At 40.5% G+C, this 16708-nt stretch carries 15 protein-coding genes; 5 read left to right on the forward strand and 10 right to left on the reverse strand.

Translation table 11 applies throughout. The features are described 5' to 3' along the window. Positions 1-11: 11 nt before the first annotated feature. Positions 12-539, forward strand: coding sequence for a DUF7935 family protein (locus AC6JAD_RS17025; RefSeq protein ID WP_461303750.1), 528 nt, complete (start codon positions 12-14; stop codon positions 537-539). Here the strand turns inward: AC6JAD_RS17025 and AC6JAD_RS17030 are convergent. From AC6JAD_RS17030 to AC6JAD_RS17050, 5 genes are all read right to left on the reverse strand, one after another. Next, on the reverse strand, positions 536-1171 hold the full coding sequence (locus AC6JAD_RS17030) for a response regulator (RefSeq protein WP_461303749.1): 636 nt from the start codon (positions 1169-1171) through the stop codon (positions 536-538). The two genes, AC6JAD_RS17025 and AC6JAD_RS17030, sit on opposite strands and share 4 nt — an antisense overlap. Further along, positions 1168-1935 (reverse strand): sensor histidine kinase, encoded by a 768-nt coding sequence (locus AC6JAD_RS17035; protein WP_461303748.1) that lies wholly within the window; start codon positions 1933-1935, stop codon positions 1168-1170. Before AC6JAD_RS17035 ends, AC6JAD_RS17030 begins: the two co-directional genes overlap by 4 nt. Continuing rightward, complete coding sequence (locus AC6JAD_RS17040; protein ID WP_461303747.1) at positions 1908-2579, reverse strand: hypothetical protein; 672 nt, start codon at positions 2577-2579, stop codon at positions 1908-1910. The genes AC6JAD_RS17035 and AC6JAD_RS17040 overlap by 28 nt, the downstream gene beginning before the upstream one ends. Before the next feature lie 13 nt (positions 2580-2592). Further along, on the reverse strand, positions 2593-3300 hold the full coding sequence (locus tag AC6JAD_RS17045) for a hypothetical protein (RefSeq protein WP_461303746.1): 708 nt from the start codon (positions 3298-3300) through the stop codon (positions 2593-2595). Between the two features lie 70 nt (positions 3301-3370). Further along, complete coding sequence (locus tag AC6JAD_RS17050; protein ID WP_461303745.1) at positions 3371-3550, reverse strand: hypothetical protein; 180 nt, start codon at positions 3548-3550, stop codon at positions 3371-3373. Between AC6JAD_RS17050 and AC6JAD_RS17055 the strand changes: the two genes are divergently transcribed. Then, positions 3549-5570: a T9SS type A sorting domain-containing protein gene (locus tag AC6JAD_RS17055; protein WP_461303744.1), complete on the forward strand. Its 2022-nt coding sequence runs from the start codon at positions 3549-3551 to the stop codon at positions 5568-5570. The two genes, AC6JAD_RS17050 and AC6JAD_RS17055, sit on opposite strands and share 2 nt — an antisense overlap. Before the next feature lie 82 nt (positions 5571-5652). Here AC6JAD_RS17055 and AC6JAD_RS17060 read toward each other — a convergent pair whose 3' ends face one another. Further along, positions 5653-7701, reverse strand: a complete 2049-nt coding sequence (locus AC6JAD_RS17060) for a M1 family metallopeptidase (protein ID WP_461303743.1) — start codon at positions 7699-7701, stop codon at positions 5653-5655. 46 nt (positions 7702-7747) lie between these two features. Between AC6JAD_RS17060 and recG the strand changes: the two genes are divergently transcribed. Next, entirely contained in the window at positions 7748-9853 is a 2106-nt protein-coding gene (gene recG / locus AC6JAD_RS17065; protein ID WP_461303742.1) for an ATP-dependent DNA helicase RecG, read from the forward strand. A 115-nt stretch (positions 9854-9968) separates the two neighbouring features. Then, positions 9969-10562, forward strand: coding sequence for a phosphatase PAP2 family protein (locus AC6JAD_RS17070; RefSeq protein ID WP_461303741.1), 594 nt, complete (start codon positions 9969-9971; stop codon positions 10560-10562). A gap of 46 nt (positions 10563-10608) precedes the next feature. On the opposite strand, the gene AC6JAD_RS17075 is transcribed toward AC6JAD_RS17070, so the two are convergent. The 4 genes from AC6JAD_RS17075 to AC6JAD_RS17090 form a co-directional block, all read right to left on the reverse strand. Continuing rightward, positions 10609-11715, reverse strand: a complete 1107-nt coding sequence (locus AC6JAD_RS17075) for a DUF2911 domain-containing protein (RefSeq protein ID WP_461303740.1) — start codon at positions 11713-11715, stop codon at positions 10609-10611. A 96-nt stretch (positions 11716-11811) separates the two neighbouring features. Further along, positions 11812-13023 (reverse strand): peroxiredoxin family protein, encoded by a 1212-nt coding sequence (locus AC6JAD_RS17080; protein ID WP_461303739.1) that lies wholly within the window; start codon positions 13021-13023, stop codon positions 11812-11814. A gap of 86 nt (positions 13024-13109) precedes the next feature. Further along, positions 13110-13925, reverse strand: a complete 816-nt coding sequence (locus AC6JAD_RS17085) for a hypothetical protein (RefSeq protein WP_461303738.1) — start codon at positions 13923-13925, stop codon at positions 13110-13112. Positions 13926-13938: 13 nt separating this feature from the next. Then, the gene (locus AC6JAD_RS17090) at positions 13939-14142 is read right to left on the reverse strand and encodes a hypothetical protein (protein WP_461303737.1); all 204 of its coding nucleotides are present in this window, start codon (positions 14140-14142) and stop codon (positions 13939-13941) included. Between the two features lie 107 nt (positions 14143-14249). On the opposite strand from AC6JAD_RS17090, the gene pheT reads away from it, so the two are divergent. Next, positions 14250-16676, forward strand: a complete 2427-nt coding sequence (gene pheT, locus AC6JAD_RS17095) for a phenylalanine--tRNA ligase subunit beta (protein ID WP_461303736.1) — start codon at positions 14250-14252, stop codon at positions 16674-16676. Positions 16677-16708: the final 32 nt, after the last annotated feature.

Consider the following 16708-nt stretch of genomic DNA (forward strand, 5'->3'; position numbering starts at 1 on the left):
TTACTACACTTATGGAAGAAATGACCCAAATCTTAAGTTATGCTTCATATCTATTACCCGCTGTAGTGGTAGGTATTGTTGCCTATTATTTTTTTAAAGGACACATTGCCAACGAAGAAGGCAGAAGGCGGTATTTGGTGCAAAAAGAGGCACAAAACAAAATGCTACCCGCCCGCTTGCAAGCATACGAGCGACTTACCTTGCTTTTGGAACGAATTGATCCCAATAAGATATTGATTCGTGTTAAACCTTTTTCAGATAGTATTGATGAATACGAGAGCCTGCTTATTAAAAATATTGAGCAAGAGTTTGAACATAATGTCACACAACAAATCTATGTCACACCAGAATGTTGGGGGTTGATTAGTGCAGCTAAAAATGCGACCATTCATATTATCCGTCAGGCCGTAATGCACGAAAAAGGAGCAAATGCCGACAAATTGCGCGAGTATTTACTACGCAACTTTATGGAGGAAATAACCCCTTCCCAGAAAGCGCTTGCCTATATTAAAAAGGAAGTTGGGGAATTGTATACCTAAGGCACAAACAGTTTATGCCTTATTGCATATAATACAAGCCCGATCCTGTTTTTAATATTCAGCTTTTCGTATAGTGAATCCCGATACCCCTCAATAGTTTTGGGGCTTAAGAACATCGCTTCCGCAATTTCCCTATAGGTCATTTCGGTACAAGCATGTTTTATGAACTCCAATTCGCGCTCTTTTAGTTGAATTCCTTCCTTTGGCTTCACCAAACTACCTACCAAAAGTTTTGCAATGGTGTTGGTATGGTAATAACCATCCCGCATAACTTGTTCTAATGCTTCCTGCAATTGTTCCTTTTCGGTATCTTTCATTAAATACCCTTTTGCACCAGCTCGGAGCATTCCCAAAATAATATCTTCATCTACCTCCACCGATAATGCCAAGACTAGAACGCTAGGATACGTTTCATTAATAATTTTGGTAGCTGCAATCCCATTGAGAATGGGCATATTCACATCCATGAGGATGATATCAGGCACATTGGCAGGGTATTTCATCTTCTCAAGAAGTTCTTTCCCATTTTTGCAGAGATAAAGGGTTTCGAAACCTTCAAAACTGTTTACCAATTCCTGAATGGCCTGCGCCAATAAAAAATGATCATCTACTATTACGACTTTCTTGGTCATAGTTGGTTTTTAGTTAATGGATATTTCAAAGTTAAGGTAGTTCCTACGTCTTCTTCAGACTGAATTGAAAAACCTGTTTTAATAAGTTGTGCCCTACTCGACATGTTCTTTAGTCCAATACCCGAATAAGATTCCGTTTCGTTAAAACCCACACCATTATCGGATGCCTGAATCACTAATTGCCCATCATTAAAATGCATTTCAACCTTCAGTTCGGTAGCTTGGGAATGCTTGATGGTATTGGTGAAAAACTCTTGAAGAATCCTGAATAAAATGGATTGATCTTTCACATTAATATCCTCAACCTCACCAAAAATGGTTAAACTGGCATCTATGAAACGCATTCTATTAAACCGATCAATCTCCATTTGCACACTTTCCTTTAAACTCAATTTACGAATGGTCTCGGGATTGATCATTTTAGAAAGAGCCCGAAGTTCATCCAACCCATCCCCGATGAGCCGCGCAGCCTGCTTCATTTTTTCTGGATTATCCCCAGCGTTCTGGGCCTTAACTTTTGCCAAAGTCATTACCTGACCAATATTGTCATGCAACTCCCAGCTTATGTTGCGTAAGGTTTCTTCCCTAATCTCAATCTGGGCTTCGGCAAGCTCCCTCTCGAAGGCTTCCTTCTCCTCCTGCCCCTTACGAATAAGTACATTTTTTCTACGTATGAAAATAACGAAAAGCAGCACTAAAAAAAGCCCTGCTACCAACAGAATGGAGATAAAAACTACTAGTTCCGCTGTTCGGTTCGGCTCCATAGGAATCCAATAATAAGTGAAACATTCAGTACGGTAGTCATAATGATCGGCAACTTGAACAAGTAATAAAATTCTTGGCTTGTGGCATAAAAATTCTTACTAACCTTAAAAGGTACCATGGCCAAATAGTAAAAGAAGTATCCGATCCCTATCCAGAACATTAGATTCCTGTCCAGTTTTATTACATTCTCAGAATTCAAAGCTTCATAGAAATAAAACAGAATGCAAATGAGTATCGTAATCCCTGCAATGATATAGGGCCAAATCTGATATTTCAAATGGTAATCTATATCAAGTACTAGTACATCCCAAAGTATCAATCCTAAATACACACCGAACATGAGGACGATAAAACGTTGGAAAAATCTATGGGTTATCTGGGTATGGAAAATATACAATAACACGGAAAAGGAAACTGTATAATACGTATTGTATACAATTGCATTATACCCTTCTCCAAGCCTTCTCCCATAAAAGGTAGCAAAAAACTCATTGCATGCGAAATATACAAAAGCCCAAATAAAATATTTGAAGGGGGACTTCTTGAACTTCTTATAGTTCAAAATACCTATACATGCCGTGAGTAATTGCAAATAGCTTATAAAATGTACTCCCCGAAAAATATCACTTAATAATTCTGTCATTTACGTCTTGCCTTTAACTGGACATAGGCGGCATATTATTCAAATCGTTTCCAATAACCGAAGTACCTTCATCGCCAGGATCGCCTCCCTCGGTTCCCCCTCCACCAGCAAATGGGACCTCTTCCAAGAATGGCAATACCTTGAAATTCCCTATATACCGTTCGAATCCTTCCGAGAACTCCGAATCAATATAAAAGGCTTTGTGCTTTAGCATTTCTGGACCTTCAATCTCTTCCTTACGGATAGTAGGCGCCATAAAAAGGGTATGCCTTCCTCGGTAGTCCCCAATCTTTTGAGGTTCATCCTCTTTATTTTCAGGTTCTCCGGTTCCTTCAAAAACCTTGTCATCTTCATACCCAATCCTCCCAAAATAAAGACTGACTCCTGTAATTTCGGGCTCATCGGGATTCAACTGCTCCAATTCCTTTAGAAATCGCAAATACAATTTAAGCCTTTTTCTACTTATCCAAACATATTCGGTTCCATTGAAATCTGCTACATTCGGCAAACGTTCATTTCTACTGGCTTCCAGATCACTTTTAATCTCCATATTGTAACGCACATAAAGATCCTTTGCCCTGTCATGTGAAAGAGGCATTCCCGACCTCTCGTACCGTTTAATCACTCTACTCCGGCCTTCCCCAGGATTTTCGATCGAATTCCCATCCATTTTTATGGACTGAACCTTCTCTTTTTTGATAGATAATCGTTTAGGTTTCATAATTGAAATTTTTAGGTTGGGTGTAAAAGTATCTAAATTAAAACGGTAGGAAAAGGGGTCTTTACCCCTTTTACCAAAGGGCACTACTCCCCTTCATTTTAAGTGCTGAACCCCATACGTTTCCGTTCAGAAACCCTTGAAAATACTGACTCCTCCAATGATCTTTGTCCTGTATTTCGAAATACATCACCACATGGGCGTACACCGAAAAGCCCAAATAAAAGAGTAGGTAACTAATTAATATAATCATGAAAATTTTTACTCAACTAACTAAAAAAGCATGGCTATTTTGTCTTTTCCTGACAACAGCTAGCTTATTGACAGCGCAGACGTCGAGCTGCGAATCTTTCGATTCTTTTCCGATTACACCCTATTCGGGCCCAGGATGTACAGGAACCCCTGTAGATAACTGGCTAGATAATTGGGGGGTCATTAATACCAACTTAGGCTATAATGACGTGAACAGTCAAAATGGATCCGGCGATGTGTACCTTCACATAGATGATTTAGGCTGTAGTAACGGAGCCAGCTTTTTCTACAATTCTATCGATTTCGCTGGAAACTGGATCGATCAAGTTGGAGGGGTTGGATGTTTCTGTTACGACTTCAGAACCTTCTATATCCAGGTTGGAGCCCTAACCCCTAATTCACTGAGATTGTATGACGGACCTAATCCTCAAGCCTCTACACTCGTGGCTACTTTTGTTTTGGGAGCTCCATTGGATGTTTCTCGGGGATGGGTTCGCATCTGTGCGCCAATCGAATTGAGCTCCGGTGGTAATTTACCGAGTAACGGAGATGGGCAATGGGTCATAAACACAGGGAATGCTGCCGATTGGGATACTTTAATAACAAACGTTGGCTCCGTGGGCTACCTAGTAGACGTTGGTAGTGGGAACGAAATCTTTGGATTGGACAATATTTGTATTAGCCAAGAGTGCGATAGTACGTATAATGAAGATCCACCAACCAATGAAGGCGCCTACTGCTGTGACGAATCCGAAAATAGGGTTGCCAATGGTAATTTTGAATTTGGTAATGTAGACTTTAGCAGCAATTACACTCAGGATTCGGCTACGTTGCCCAGTCAGTACGATGTAACCGATAATGCAAATAACTTTGGAGCCACCATTACAGATCATTCTTTCTGTGCCGATTCTACCGCGTATGCGAATAACAATATGTATTTATTGGTGAATGGTTTGACCAATCAACCATCTGGTTCGCAAAGTGTAATTTGGGAACAAACAGTGGCTGGTTTCGAAAGTGAAAAAGAATATAGATTCTGCGCAAACTTTAAAAACATGCCACAATGCACATTTGATGTTCTTCCAGAAATTACGATACAACTATCGAATGGTGTAAGCCAAACGGCTGTAATCAATACAGATCCTACAGATCCATGTGACTGGCAAAATATTAGTTTTTGTTTTAGGGGACAGGACGAAATGAATTTCCAAATCCTACTCAATGAAGACTCGCTTGGAGATGGAAACGACTTAGCCATAGACGATATTTCCATTCAGGAATTGGCAGATCCCATGTTGAGCATTACGGTTCAGCATCAAGGAAATCCACAAATGGTAACTGGGTCCATTAATACCATTGCAACTGGAGACGATCAGCTTCCATACAGTACAGAAATTTGCGAGGAACCCTATTACTGGTTTGTGTTAACGGTTTCAAGTTTTTCTGGCGGTGTGTATACCATCGATTGGGCAGCCCCTTACGGATGGGGTAATGATACTATGGGTAGTAGTTTGTTTAACCCTCCAACTACAGGGCCAAACTGGGATTTAACCACAACCTATCCCGGATTCCCATTCGCTCAGGACACCATGTACTTGATTGGATTGAGCACACCCAGTTGTTGTGAGGATTGTACGGATGATGGATTTACCTTCCAACTTATCTACAATGATGGGCTAACACCACTAGAAGGTGGATTAAGTGATGAAGACATAGAATTTATATATACATGGTTGGGAACTTATGGAGGAATATTAGGGGACACAGGCACACAAACCGAAAGTCTTGTAAGTGTATATCCCAATCCAACACGGGATGAAGTGAACATTTCATTATTGAATAACGAAATAAGTAAAATTACATTCACGACCATCAACGGGAGAACTGTGCTATCAGAAAATCTACAACGCTCCAAAACAGAAGCGAGTATTGATATTTCAGGGCTCAGCACAGGTTTGTACCTAGTGACCATTCAAGATACCAATGGCAAGGTGCATACCAGTAAACTACTCGTAGAATAGTTGCCTGCTTTTGATTGCAAATTGTATGTTTTGGATACAGTTTGATTGTGGGGAAGCTGTCCGTAGCAATATGGGCAGCTTTTTATAGTACCCGTTCTAAGTACGCTCTTTCGTTTTCCGAAAAACTATCTTTTCGTTCAAGTAAGTATTGCTTTAAGCTATCTTCCTTCAATAATTCATTGAGCAGTTCTCGACAGGAATCACGGAAACGCCAATAATGATGTACACATCCATTAATAAGGTTCTCTAACACTTCCGTGTCAAGTATTCCCAAGGAATATATGTATTGAAAGGCATTCTCTCGAATTTCATAACTATAATCCGGTCTAGAATAATTCTTTAGTTCGTTTTCAAAAAGAGGTTTAGCCGACTTCTCGTATCCCTCTGTATTCAATGCCAACGCCAACCATAACAATCGAATGTTTTTATTTTGAAAACCATGCACATATTTAAGGGCATTCAAATAGGGTATCCTTTCTTGGGGAAAAGAAGCCCAAAGGGCATACAATGCATTTTCCTGGGTCGCATAGGATTTGTCGTATAAAAGAGTCTCGTATGCTCCCCTAAGACTCTCTGGAATAGGTGGTTCCAAGGAAATCGAAATAGCCTGCCTTATAGCTGTATTACCTTGAAAAGCAGTTCTATACAAAGAGGAAACAGTTAATTGATCTTCCAAAGCCAGTTGATATACAGCCTCCTCTCCTAAATAGTCATTGCCAGATTGCAGTGCCAACTCCAATTGGGTTTCTTTTTCTTGTAAGGGCATTTGGCGAAGTGCAACTAATTCGAAATATGTTTTTAAGAATTCACTTTTGCTCAAAGAATTCAAGGCCTGTTCCCCTTTAAAAGCTGACTGTTTCAACCAATCTTTTTCCCAATCGGAAATATCAACACTGGAGACTGCCCTTACCTCATTAAGAAAATCATCTGTGGTCACATTGTTGAACTGATGATTCAACAAATAGTTCTTTATCGCTTGCTTGAATGCCAATTCACCTATTAATTCGTTTAGAATGTGCAATGCCCAAGCTCCCTTTTCGTAAAAAGTAAGGGAACTAGCTTTTGGGTTTAAAAGGGATTGCCCCTTACCTTGTTCACTTATGGCACGTAATTGCTCGGCGGTATTGTAAAGCTTCCAATAATAATAATCATCTCCAAACAGGTGTCGTTCTGCCAACAACGCATAGTAGGTTGCGAATCCTTCATGCAGCCAATGGTGCTTGCCTTCCGTTTCGGTCACCAAATTTCCAAACCATTGATGAGCTAGTTCATGAGCGTTCACATTCACATAATTCCGATCATGAAACCCTATGGAATCAACTACAAAAGCTTCAGAAAATAAAGTAGCGGTGGTATTCTCCATACCTGCATATAAAAAATCCCGAACAGGCACTTGTTTATAATTTTGCCAAGGATACGGAACGCCGATCTCATCTTCGAAAAAATCGAAAATCTCCTTGGTATAACGGTAGGTGGGTTCCATTTTCAAGGAATCTTCAGGGCGTAAATAAAGTTCGATTGGCACACCAGATCTCGATTTCAATTCCTTTTTCACAAAATCACCTATCGCAAAAGCCACCAAGTAACTGGACATGGGGTTTTCCATATAGAACTGCCAAACACTTTGCCCATCCTTTGCAAACAATTTTTGCCCCTTTCCATTGGCAACAACGGTCATGTGGTCTGCAATTAAAAACCTAAGATCAAACTCTATCTTATCGTTCATGTCATCAATACTGGGCAGCCAATTAGATGTGTATTTGCCCTGTCCCTGTGTCCAAATCTGATCATACGTGAAATAAAGGGCCCTTTTGGGTTTCATTTTATAGCTAAAACTCAGTTTGTATGTACTATCCTTTTTGAAATTGGATACCATCCACAACTTGTCATCACCACTATATACCTCAATATTGCGGGTTGGATCGTACTCGGTAATTTCTAATGATACCGCATCCAAGTATATACTATCTGCCGTTTTCATCATTTTGAATCCTACCGTAAACTCGCCTTCTACTTGATTCTCATTAGTCTCAAAACTAAGAAGTGCACTGATATTCGTGAAATCGACGACCTCCTTTTGTTGTGCAATTGCACTTAATGAAAGCAGAAAAAATAAAATGAAAATCCTCATAAAAGTTATACAGCAATTGTTTTGCCAAAATAAGTAAATTCGTTGTATGAATGCCCAATTTTTACAGACACCTATAGATTATCTAAAAGGGGTAGGTCCCAATCGGGCCGACCTGCTTAAAAAAGAATTGGGTATACACACATTTCAGGATCTTATCAATCTCTTTCCTCATCGTTACTTAGATCGCACCAAATATTACAAAATATCAGAATTGCAACGCAATTCCTCGGAAATTCAGATTGTGGGTAAAATTACCCATATAAAAACGGTAGAACAGAAAAGAAACAAACGTCTGGTAGCCACTTTTATAGACGAAACTGGTAAAATGGATTTAGTGTGGTTTAGGGGACATAAATGGATTCGTGAGAATTTAAAGTTGAATGTTCCCTATGTTATTTTCGGAAAAACAAATTGGTTCAATGGAATGCATTCCATGCCACATCCAGAAATGGAATTACTGAGCATGCATGAAAAAAGTCTCCGTTCTGCCATGCAACCCATTTATCCTTCTACCGAAAAATTAAGCAATAGTGGTATCACCAATAGGGTAATTAATACCCTTATGCAAACCCTCTTTAAAGAACTCAATCTGGGCATAGAAGAAAGCCTGTCGCAACCACTCTTGACTACCCTTAAATTAATGCCTAAAAACGAAGCATTCTTTAATATACATTTTCCTCAAGGTCAGGAAAAATTGGCAAGAGCACAATACCGTCTAAAATTTGAAGAATTATTCTATATTCAGATACAATTACTTCAGAAAAATAGATTACATAAATCCAAAATAAAAGGGTATCCTTTCGATAGAGTAGGTGATTATTTCAACACATTTTTCAAAGAACATTTACCATTTCCATTAACAGGAGCACAGAAGCGCGTTATCAAAGAAGTGCGAAATGATCTAGGTAGCAAAGCACAAATGAACCGCTTATTACAGGGCGATGTGGGTTCCGGAAAAACCATTGTAGCCTTCATGTCAATGTTAATAGCACTTGACAATGATTTTCAAGCTTGTTTAATGGCCCCAACTGAAATTTTGTCAGTCCAACACTATAATAACTTATTAGAATGGTGTAAGTCATTGAATATCAGTTTAAACATACTTGCAGGTTCAACCAAAGCTTCAAAACGAAGGGAAATCCATGAAAACCTTGAAAATGGCTCTTTGCAACTGCTTATCGGCACACATGCGTTGCTCGAAGATAAGGTAAAATTCCGAAACTTGGGCCTTGCTATTATCGATGAACAACATCGCTTTGGAGTAGCGCAAAGAAGCAAACTATGGCACAAAAACATACAGCCACCCCACATCCTGGTCATGACCGCAACCCCTATCCCAAGAACTTTGGCCATGAGCGTGTACGGGGACTTGGATATAAGTGTCATCGATGAGCTTCCTCCGGGAAGAAAAGACATTAAAACGGTTCACAGGTTTGATGCCAACAGATTGAAGGTTTTTCGGTTTTTAAAAGATGAAATTTCAAAGGGCAGACAGGTGTATATTGTATACCCATTAATACAGGAAAGCGAAGCCATGGACTATAAGGATTTAATGGATGGGTATACTAGTATTGAAAGGGAATTTCCCAAACCCAATTATCAAATCTCTATAGTACATGGCAAAATGAAGGCAGCAGATAAAGACTATGAAATGGAACGCTTTGTAAAAGGGGAGACTCAAATAATGGTCGCCACCACAGTTATTGAAGTGGGGGTAAATGTGCCAAACGCTTCTGTTATGGTAATAGAAAGTGCCGAACGCTTTGGACTTTCCCAATTGCACCAGCTCCGTGGACGGGTAGGCCGGGGAGCCGAACAGAGTTATTGTATCCTAATGACAGGACATAAACTAAGCGCCGATGCCCGCACCAGACTTGAAACTATGACCAGGACAAACGATGGATTCGAAATTAGTGAAGTGGATTTAAAGCTTAGAGGCCCTGGAGATATCATGGGAACGCAACAGAGCGGTGTGCTAAACCTTCGAATCGCCGATATAGTAAAAGACGGGGAGATCCTAAAAATAGCTAGGAGTAGCGCGATTCAATTATTGAATGAAGACCCACAACTTTCCCAACCTCACAATTCGCCTATTATAAAGACCTATCAACAATTGGCGAAATACAAAAACATCTGGAATTACATCTCCTAATATGTAATCGTACCATATTGAATATCAGACTAAAACACACTAAAATATACTATTTCCCCGTTTATAAGAGAAACCATTGCTTATAGACGAAATTACCCTAACCAATATAATTCAGATGAAACTAGGGTATCTACGAATGTGTGCTCTTCTTCTTACATGCCTTACTGCGTGTAGTCAATTCATTTTCTCACAAGATGCAGTCGATTCAGGGGGACATGAACAATGGGAATTCATTCTTGAGGACACAGGAGACGTATTGCAATTGGCACTCCCATTAACAGCGATCTCTGTTACTTTAATAGAAAAAGATTATCAAGGAACAAAACAGTTTGCGCTATCCTATGGAAGCGCCATGATACTCACCCATTCCTTAAAACACCTCATTCATAAACAGCGCCCCGAAGGTAGGGATCGGTATGATGCATTCCCCAGTGGTCATACGGCATCCGCGTTCTCCGGGGCGTCTTTTATTCAAAAACGATATGGATGGAAGTATGGGTGGCCTGCTTATGTTCTGGCCACTTTGGTGGGTGTTAGCCGAATGGAAGGACCCGATGGTTATCATGACATTTGGGATGTGATAGCGGGGGCAAGCGTCGGGATAGGCACCACTAATTTGTTTACTACTCCCTATCCCAAGCATCATTTCGATATTGGATTTGCATCGGGGAATAATAGTTATATGCTGACAGTGCGCTATCGGTTTTAAGCAAAAAAAAAGGCCCCTAAACGGGGCCCAACTCAAAAACCAACAACTAATTTATATCCTCGCCATTTCTCAACTTCTCGATATTAGCTGCCACACGACCTTTACTAGCTTGGTTAGGCGCATTATTATGTGCTTTTTCCAAGTGTTTTAAGGCTGTTTTATAATCACCCTGAGCAGAATAAGCCCGAGCCATTCCGTAATTTACGGGCCATGTATCCTTATTCTTTTTGGCGTTGTATTTAAATATCTCTAGTGCTTTCGCTTTATTACCAGCAGCAATAAGCAGCCTACCGTACTGATGCACTTCGAAAACAGAGCCAATGTCCAAATTGTCGTCCATAAGCTTCTCAGCCTCAACCTGTTTTCCCATTTTCGTTAAAATGTTCGCCTTAATCTGAAGGTTCGCAAAAGTTTTTTGACTGAAAAATTGCCCTGCAATGGCATTATCTATCCAACCCAAAGCCTCATTAAGATCGCCACCATTATTGGCTGCATAATTAGCCGCTTGCTCCCAGGTTTGACGGTTAAAGCCAGGCTGATCCCGCATGCTATTTCGTATATCTGCTAAAACTATGTCGATTACAGGCACCTCAATTTTAAATGGAAAAGCCTTTTTCCCCCATTTCAAAGCGGCCACGGCAGTTGTTGCCGTAACTTCCGTAAAATCGAATGTTAGCATCTCTGTATGATGTGTCTCTTTGGTCGTAATATTCGCTTTTAACGCATCTTCTGCGGGATCGTAAAAGAAGCTTCCCCAAGAAGTAGAATTGTTCGATAAGATAAGTGTGGCCTCATTTCCTTCCTTTACTTCTAAATGAAGTCCATAAGTTCCTGCCTTAATAGCCTTTCCCTCGACTTCCATATCATGGGAAAAGGTAATTGTGGTGTTTTCATTTGCGCCAGCCCGCCATGGGGCGGCAGTAGAAGTTCCAAAGCCTAGATTGTTAAGTCCATAGGGCACTAAATTTCCCCAAATTTCCCTTTCATTGACGCTAGGTCGTGAATAGGCGATCTCGACAGTAGAGGTTCCAATGGTTTGAGAAACGGTCGCCATCTGACTTCCTCGTGGAGTATTGATCTGTGAATGAGCTGAAAAAGTGGCAACAAGCAATAATGCTACAAATGTAACCACTCGGGTGTAAAAGTTTGACATGATGTAATGGATTAGATTGTTTCCATTAAAAGTACGGTCAACCTCAACCCCAATATGTTACGGGCGTGTTAAATGGAATGGATTGGTGTTAATTAACTATTCGTTAAGAAGACCTGTTAAAAAGGCTTCAAACTCTTCGGTGAATTGAACATACTTCTCCCCTGTCGCTTTTCCGTTGAAACCTGTGTGAATTTTACGAACGACACCTTTCCTGTCAATAAATAAAGTAGTTGGATAGCTTAATACGTGATTTAGCATGGGTAACTTATCATTGGCTTTTTGTTTGTTGCTGCTCCCATATTGGGCCAATAATATGGGATAAGGGACGCCTACGGAAGATTTCAATTTCTCAATTCCTCTAATAGCCCGCTCTTTTGGAGCATATTCGAAAGCCAAGGAAACAAACTCTAAATCTTCGGACGGATTCTTTTTTAAATATTCTGTGTAGTATTGGGTCTCTTCCAAACAGTTTGGGCACCAAGTCCCCATAATTTGTACCACAACGACCTTTCCCCTAAACTGCTCATCGGACAACGACACGATAGTCCCATTTGTGTCCGGGAACGAAAAATCGAAGCGATCGTATCCATCTTTTAAAAAGGTCAGGGTATTTTCATCTGGAAGTTCATAGGAATCGTTACGGCTGCCACTAAAAGGCTCCTTCCAATGATTTCCACTATAAAAATCCCCATAAAGTATGGAGTCTTTCACCTCTCCTTCAAAAAGGAATGCATGGGCGCCGTCGAACGTGGAAAGTTTCAAAGTACTGCCATCCATAATTCCTTCTAAATACCGATAATCGCCAGTTGTTGTTCTTATGGTACCTGAGACTTTGTCTCCATCCTGCTCAAAAATCCCTTTGGCAATGTATCGATCCTCCGGGGAATGCGCACTAAATAACATCTCCCAATTGCCCGAAATATTTTGAGTGGGCACTTGTGTAGTTTCAAACCGTGGGTCTTTGGTATAATTCATAACAAAGGGTACCATCCTGCCCAAACTGGGTTTAATAAAGCTCCCTTGTACCTTATCGGCAGTATAAACACCTTTAAACACCCCTTCAAAAACTGGATGAGCAATGGTTATGGAGTCGCCGACTATTCGGATATCCGTTATTTCTATTCGTTCCTCTGCATTTTTAATCACCCAACGTGATTCGTCTTGCCAATCTATCAGAAATGGGATCTCCTTGCCATCTTGTATTTGCAAAGCTACGCGCCAATCACCCAATTTTGGTGTTTCCGGACTTTGGGAACAAGAAAATAGTAAAGTAGCTAAAAGTGGAAGAACAAAGTGTTTTAATTTCATGGCTTAGAAGTCGTATTCGTACTTAAAACATAACAAAAAGAGGCGCTATAAAATAACGCCTCTACAAATTCTTGGATGCGACAATCCTAGTTTTCCTTTTCTTCCTTATACATTTCGTTTAAGGTCGCTTTTTGCTTTTCGTAAGAAGCTTTACCAGCATCAATAGATGACTGCAGCTTGTCTAAACGCTCTTGTGCCTTTTTAATTTTAATTCTTTTAGCCAATGCTTCTTCCTCTGTGATCGTACCGCTTGCCAGATCTGCATCAACACGATCGGTAGCCGCTCTAATACGAGACTTACCTTTGTCAATAAGTTGTGCTTTTTGGGTCAAGGCCTCTTCACGTTGGGATAAGTTTTTCTTTGCCTCCTTGGCTTTAGAAAGACCATAGTCCTTTGTCATTTTCACATTTTCGCTAGCCGCCTTTTTTTCTTCCTTCATTTTCTTAGCAGCTTCGTCTTTGGCATTGTTAGCCTCTTTTTTTATTCTATCCTTGGCGTCATCCGTGTTCGGCGCACCCTTCTTAACTACTTCACCAGCTTCGGATGCTTCTTCACGAACCTCACGCAGTTCTTCCATCATATCGGCTTCCAGTTCTTTTTTCTCTGCTTCGGTAGAGGCATTCGCCATTTTGTCCTTGTACCCTTTCTTAATGGAGTTGTATTTCTCCTCCATATCTTTTCCGTCTTCCTTTGCTTTATTGGCTTCTTCTTGTCCGTGCTTTTTCATTTTATCTGCACGGTCTTCGGCATCCATTTTGGTCTTATCGGCTTCCTTTTTTACTTGTTCCGCCTTCTTTTCTACATTTCCTTTGGCGTCACCCACACTTGTTTGGGCGTTCATTGATGCACTGATGGCAAAAAGGAACAAACCAGATAATACTATATACTTTAAATTTTTCATGTTGTCTGTTTTTTTAAATACTGTCTAACTCTTGCAGGGCTTCTTCGAGCTCATCCGCTTCTTGATCAATTTTTTCTGAAATTTCCTCGGCTTCGCTCTCGACAGCCTCAATTTGTTCTACTACCTTTTGGGCCTCTTCTTCTTCGGCCTTTGTGTCACGGCAGGAAATAAATCCAACCAATAGTAGTGCTAATAAAAATCTTGTTGCGATCTTCATAAGAATAAGTTGTTTTAGTTAATGGTTTTTAAATGTACAAAATATGGGGCATTATTTGAATGCTACCTCCAATATTTTATCTTTGTAGGCTTAAAATTGAACCTCTCATGAAGATTTCGTATAACTGGCTGAAGCAGTTTATCAATGTAGATTGGAACGCCGAAAAAACGGGTGAGCTCCTCACGGATTTAGGATTGGAAATTGAAGGCATCGTACCTTTTACGTCCATCCCAGGCGGCCTTAAAGGTATTGTAGTTGGAGAGGTACTGGAATGTATTCAGCACCCCAATGCGGATCGTTTAAAATTGACCAAGGTTGATTTGGGAAATGGGGAACCTATTCAAATTGTATGTGGTGCTCCCAATGTAGATGCAGGACAAAAAGTTCCTGTAGCGACCGTTGGAACCACTTTATACGATAATGAGGGTAATCCTTGGCAAATCAAGAAAGGTAAGATTCGTGGAGAGGTTAGCATGGGCATGATATGTGCCGAAGATGAACTAGGCCTAGGGGAAAGCCACGATGGTATCATGGTTTTAGACAATGGCCTAAAAGTGGGTACGCCAGGCGCAGAGGTGTTCGACATCGAAAATGATCAAGTGTTCGAAATAGGTCTTACCCCTAACCGGGCAGATGCCATGAGTCATTGGGGGGTAGCGAGGGACTTAAGAGCTGGTTTACTTCAGAATGAAGTTTTGTTAGAACTAATTACACCATCCACAAGTAGTTTCAAAATTGAAAACCGTACCCTAAAGATGGATGTCACCGTAGCCGATAACGAATTGGCACCCCGGTACTGCGGTGTTACCATTAGCGGCCTTAAAGTGGCTGCCTCCCCAGATTGGATTCAGAATAGGTTAAAAGCCATTGGTTTAGCACCTATTAATAATATTGTGGATATCACAAACTACGTTTTGCACGAATTGGGACAGCCGCTACATGCGTTCGATGCTGTGAAAATTGCGCAAAATAAAGTGGAAGTAAAGACCTTACCTGCGGGTACCAAATTCGTTACCCTAGATGGTATTGAAAGGGAATTGCACGAAGAAGACCTTATGATTTGTGATGGGGAAAAACCGATGTGTATTGCGGGTGTATTTGGTGGGGGACATAGTGGGGTCACAGAAAGCACAACAAGCATTTTCCTTGAAAGTGCCTACTTCAATCCCGTAAGCGTTCGCAAAACTGCCAAACGACATGGATTAAATACCGATGCATCCTTTCGTTTTGAAAGAGGAATAGATCCCAATATCACCGAATATGCACTCATGAGGGCTGCCATTCTACTTTGTGAGATAGCCGGAGGTGAAATAACAAGCGATATTGTCGATATCTATCCCAAGAAAATTGAAGACCACCAAGTATTTTTGAGTTTCGATAACACCACCAAATTAATTGGTCAAGAAATTCCAAGGGAAACTATCAAAGGTATCTTGACCTCACTGGATATTAAAATCGAAAATGTAACCGAAACCGGTATCGGGATGACTATTCCAGCTTACCGAAATGACGTTACGCGTGAAGCGGATGTTATTGAAGAGATACTTAGGGTTTATGGTTATAACAATATTGATTTTACCACTAAGCTCAATGCATCTATTGCTACTACAAAAAGAACAGAAGATCATCTTATCCAAAATCGGGTAGGTGATCAATTGGCTGCTTTAGGGTTTCATGAAATGCTTTGTAATTCCCTTACCAATGCCGGCTACGTTTCGCTTGTTGATAGCCTTAAAGAAGAACATAGTGTTCAAATGTTGAATCCACTAAGTCAGGATTTGGAAGTGATGCGTCAGACGTTATTGTTTGGTGCTTTAGAGGCTGTGGCTTATAATAACAACCGAAAGACCTCAATTGTCAAATCATTCGAATTTGGCAAAACCTACCACAATTACCCAAGTGGCAGGGAAGAAAGGAAACATTTATCCCTAATTATTAGTGGTAATCGCGAAGAGGACTCGTGGGTAACACCGAGTAAGAAATCTGATTTTTTCTATGGAAAAGGTATTGTGAGTACAATTCTTGACCGACTTGGTATTCAAGGCTACAGCGAAAAAGGAATAAAGAATGATGCGTTTTCTGAAGGTATAAGATTAACCAAAGGGAAAAAGGATTTGGTGGAATTCGGGGTTATCTCCAAGAAGATCACCAAACATTTCGGTATACAGGAACAAGTGCTTTTCGCAGATTTTAATTGGGATGCGATTTTAGAAGACATTCCAACAACGAACTTCGTGGTAAGAGCCATTCCAAAATTCCCGAAAGTGAAACGTGATTTTGCCTTACTTTTGGACAACGAAGTGACGTTTGAAGCACTTCAAACCGCCGCACTACAAACGGAAAAGCAACTGTTGAAGGAAGTATCCCTTTTCGATGTGTACACAGGTAAAAACCTTCCCAAAGGCAAGAAGAGCTACGCTTTAAGCTTTACGCTCTTGGATGAACGCAAGACACTTACCGATAAGCAAATCGATAAGATCATGGGAAAACTCCAGCAGCGTTTTGAAAAGGATTTTGGAGCTCAACTTCGTTAATCGTCTAGCTGTTAAAATGTTGGATTAGTAAA

This window comes from Aureisphaera sp. (assembly GCF_059726885.1).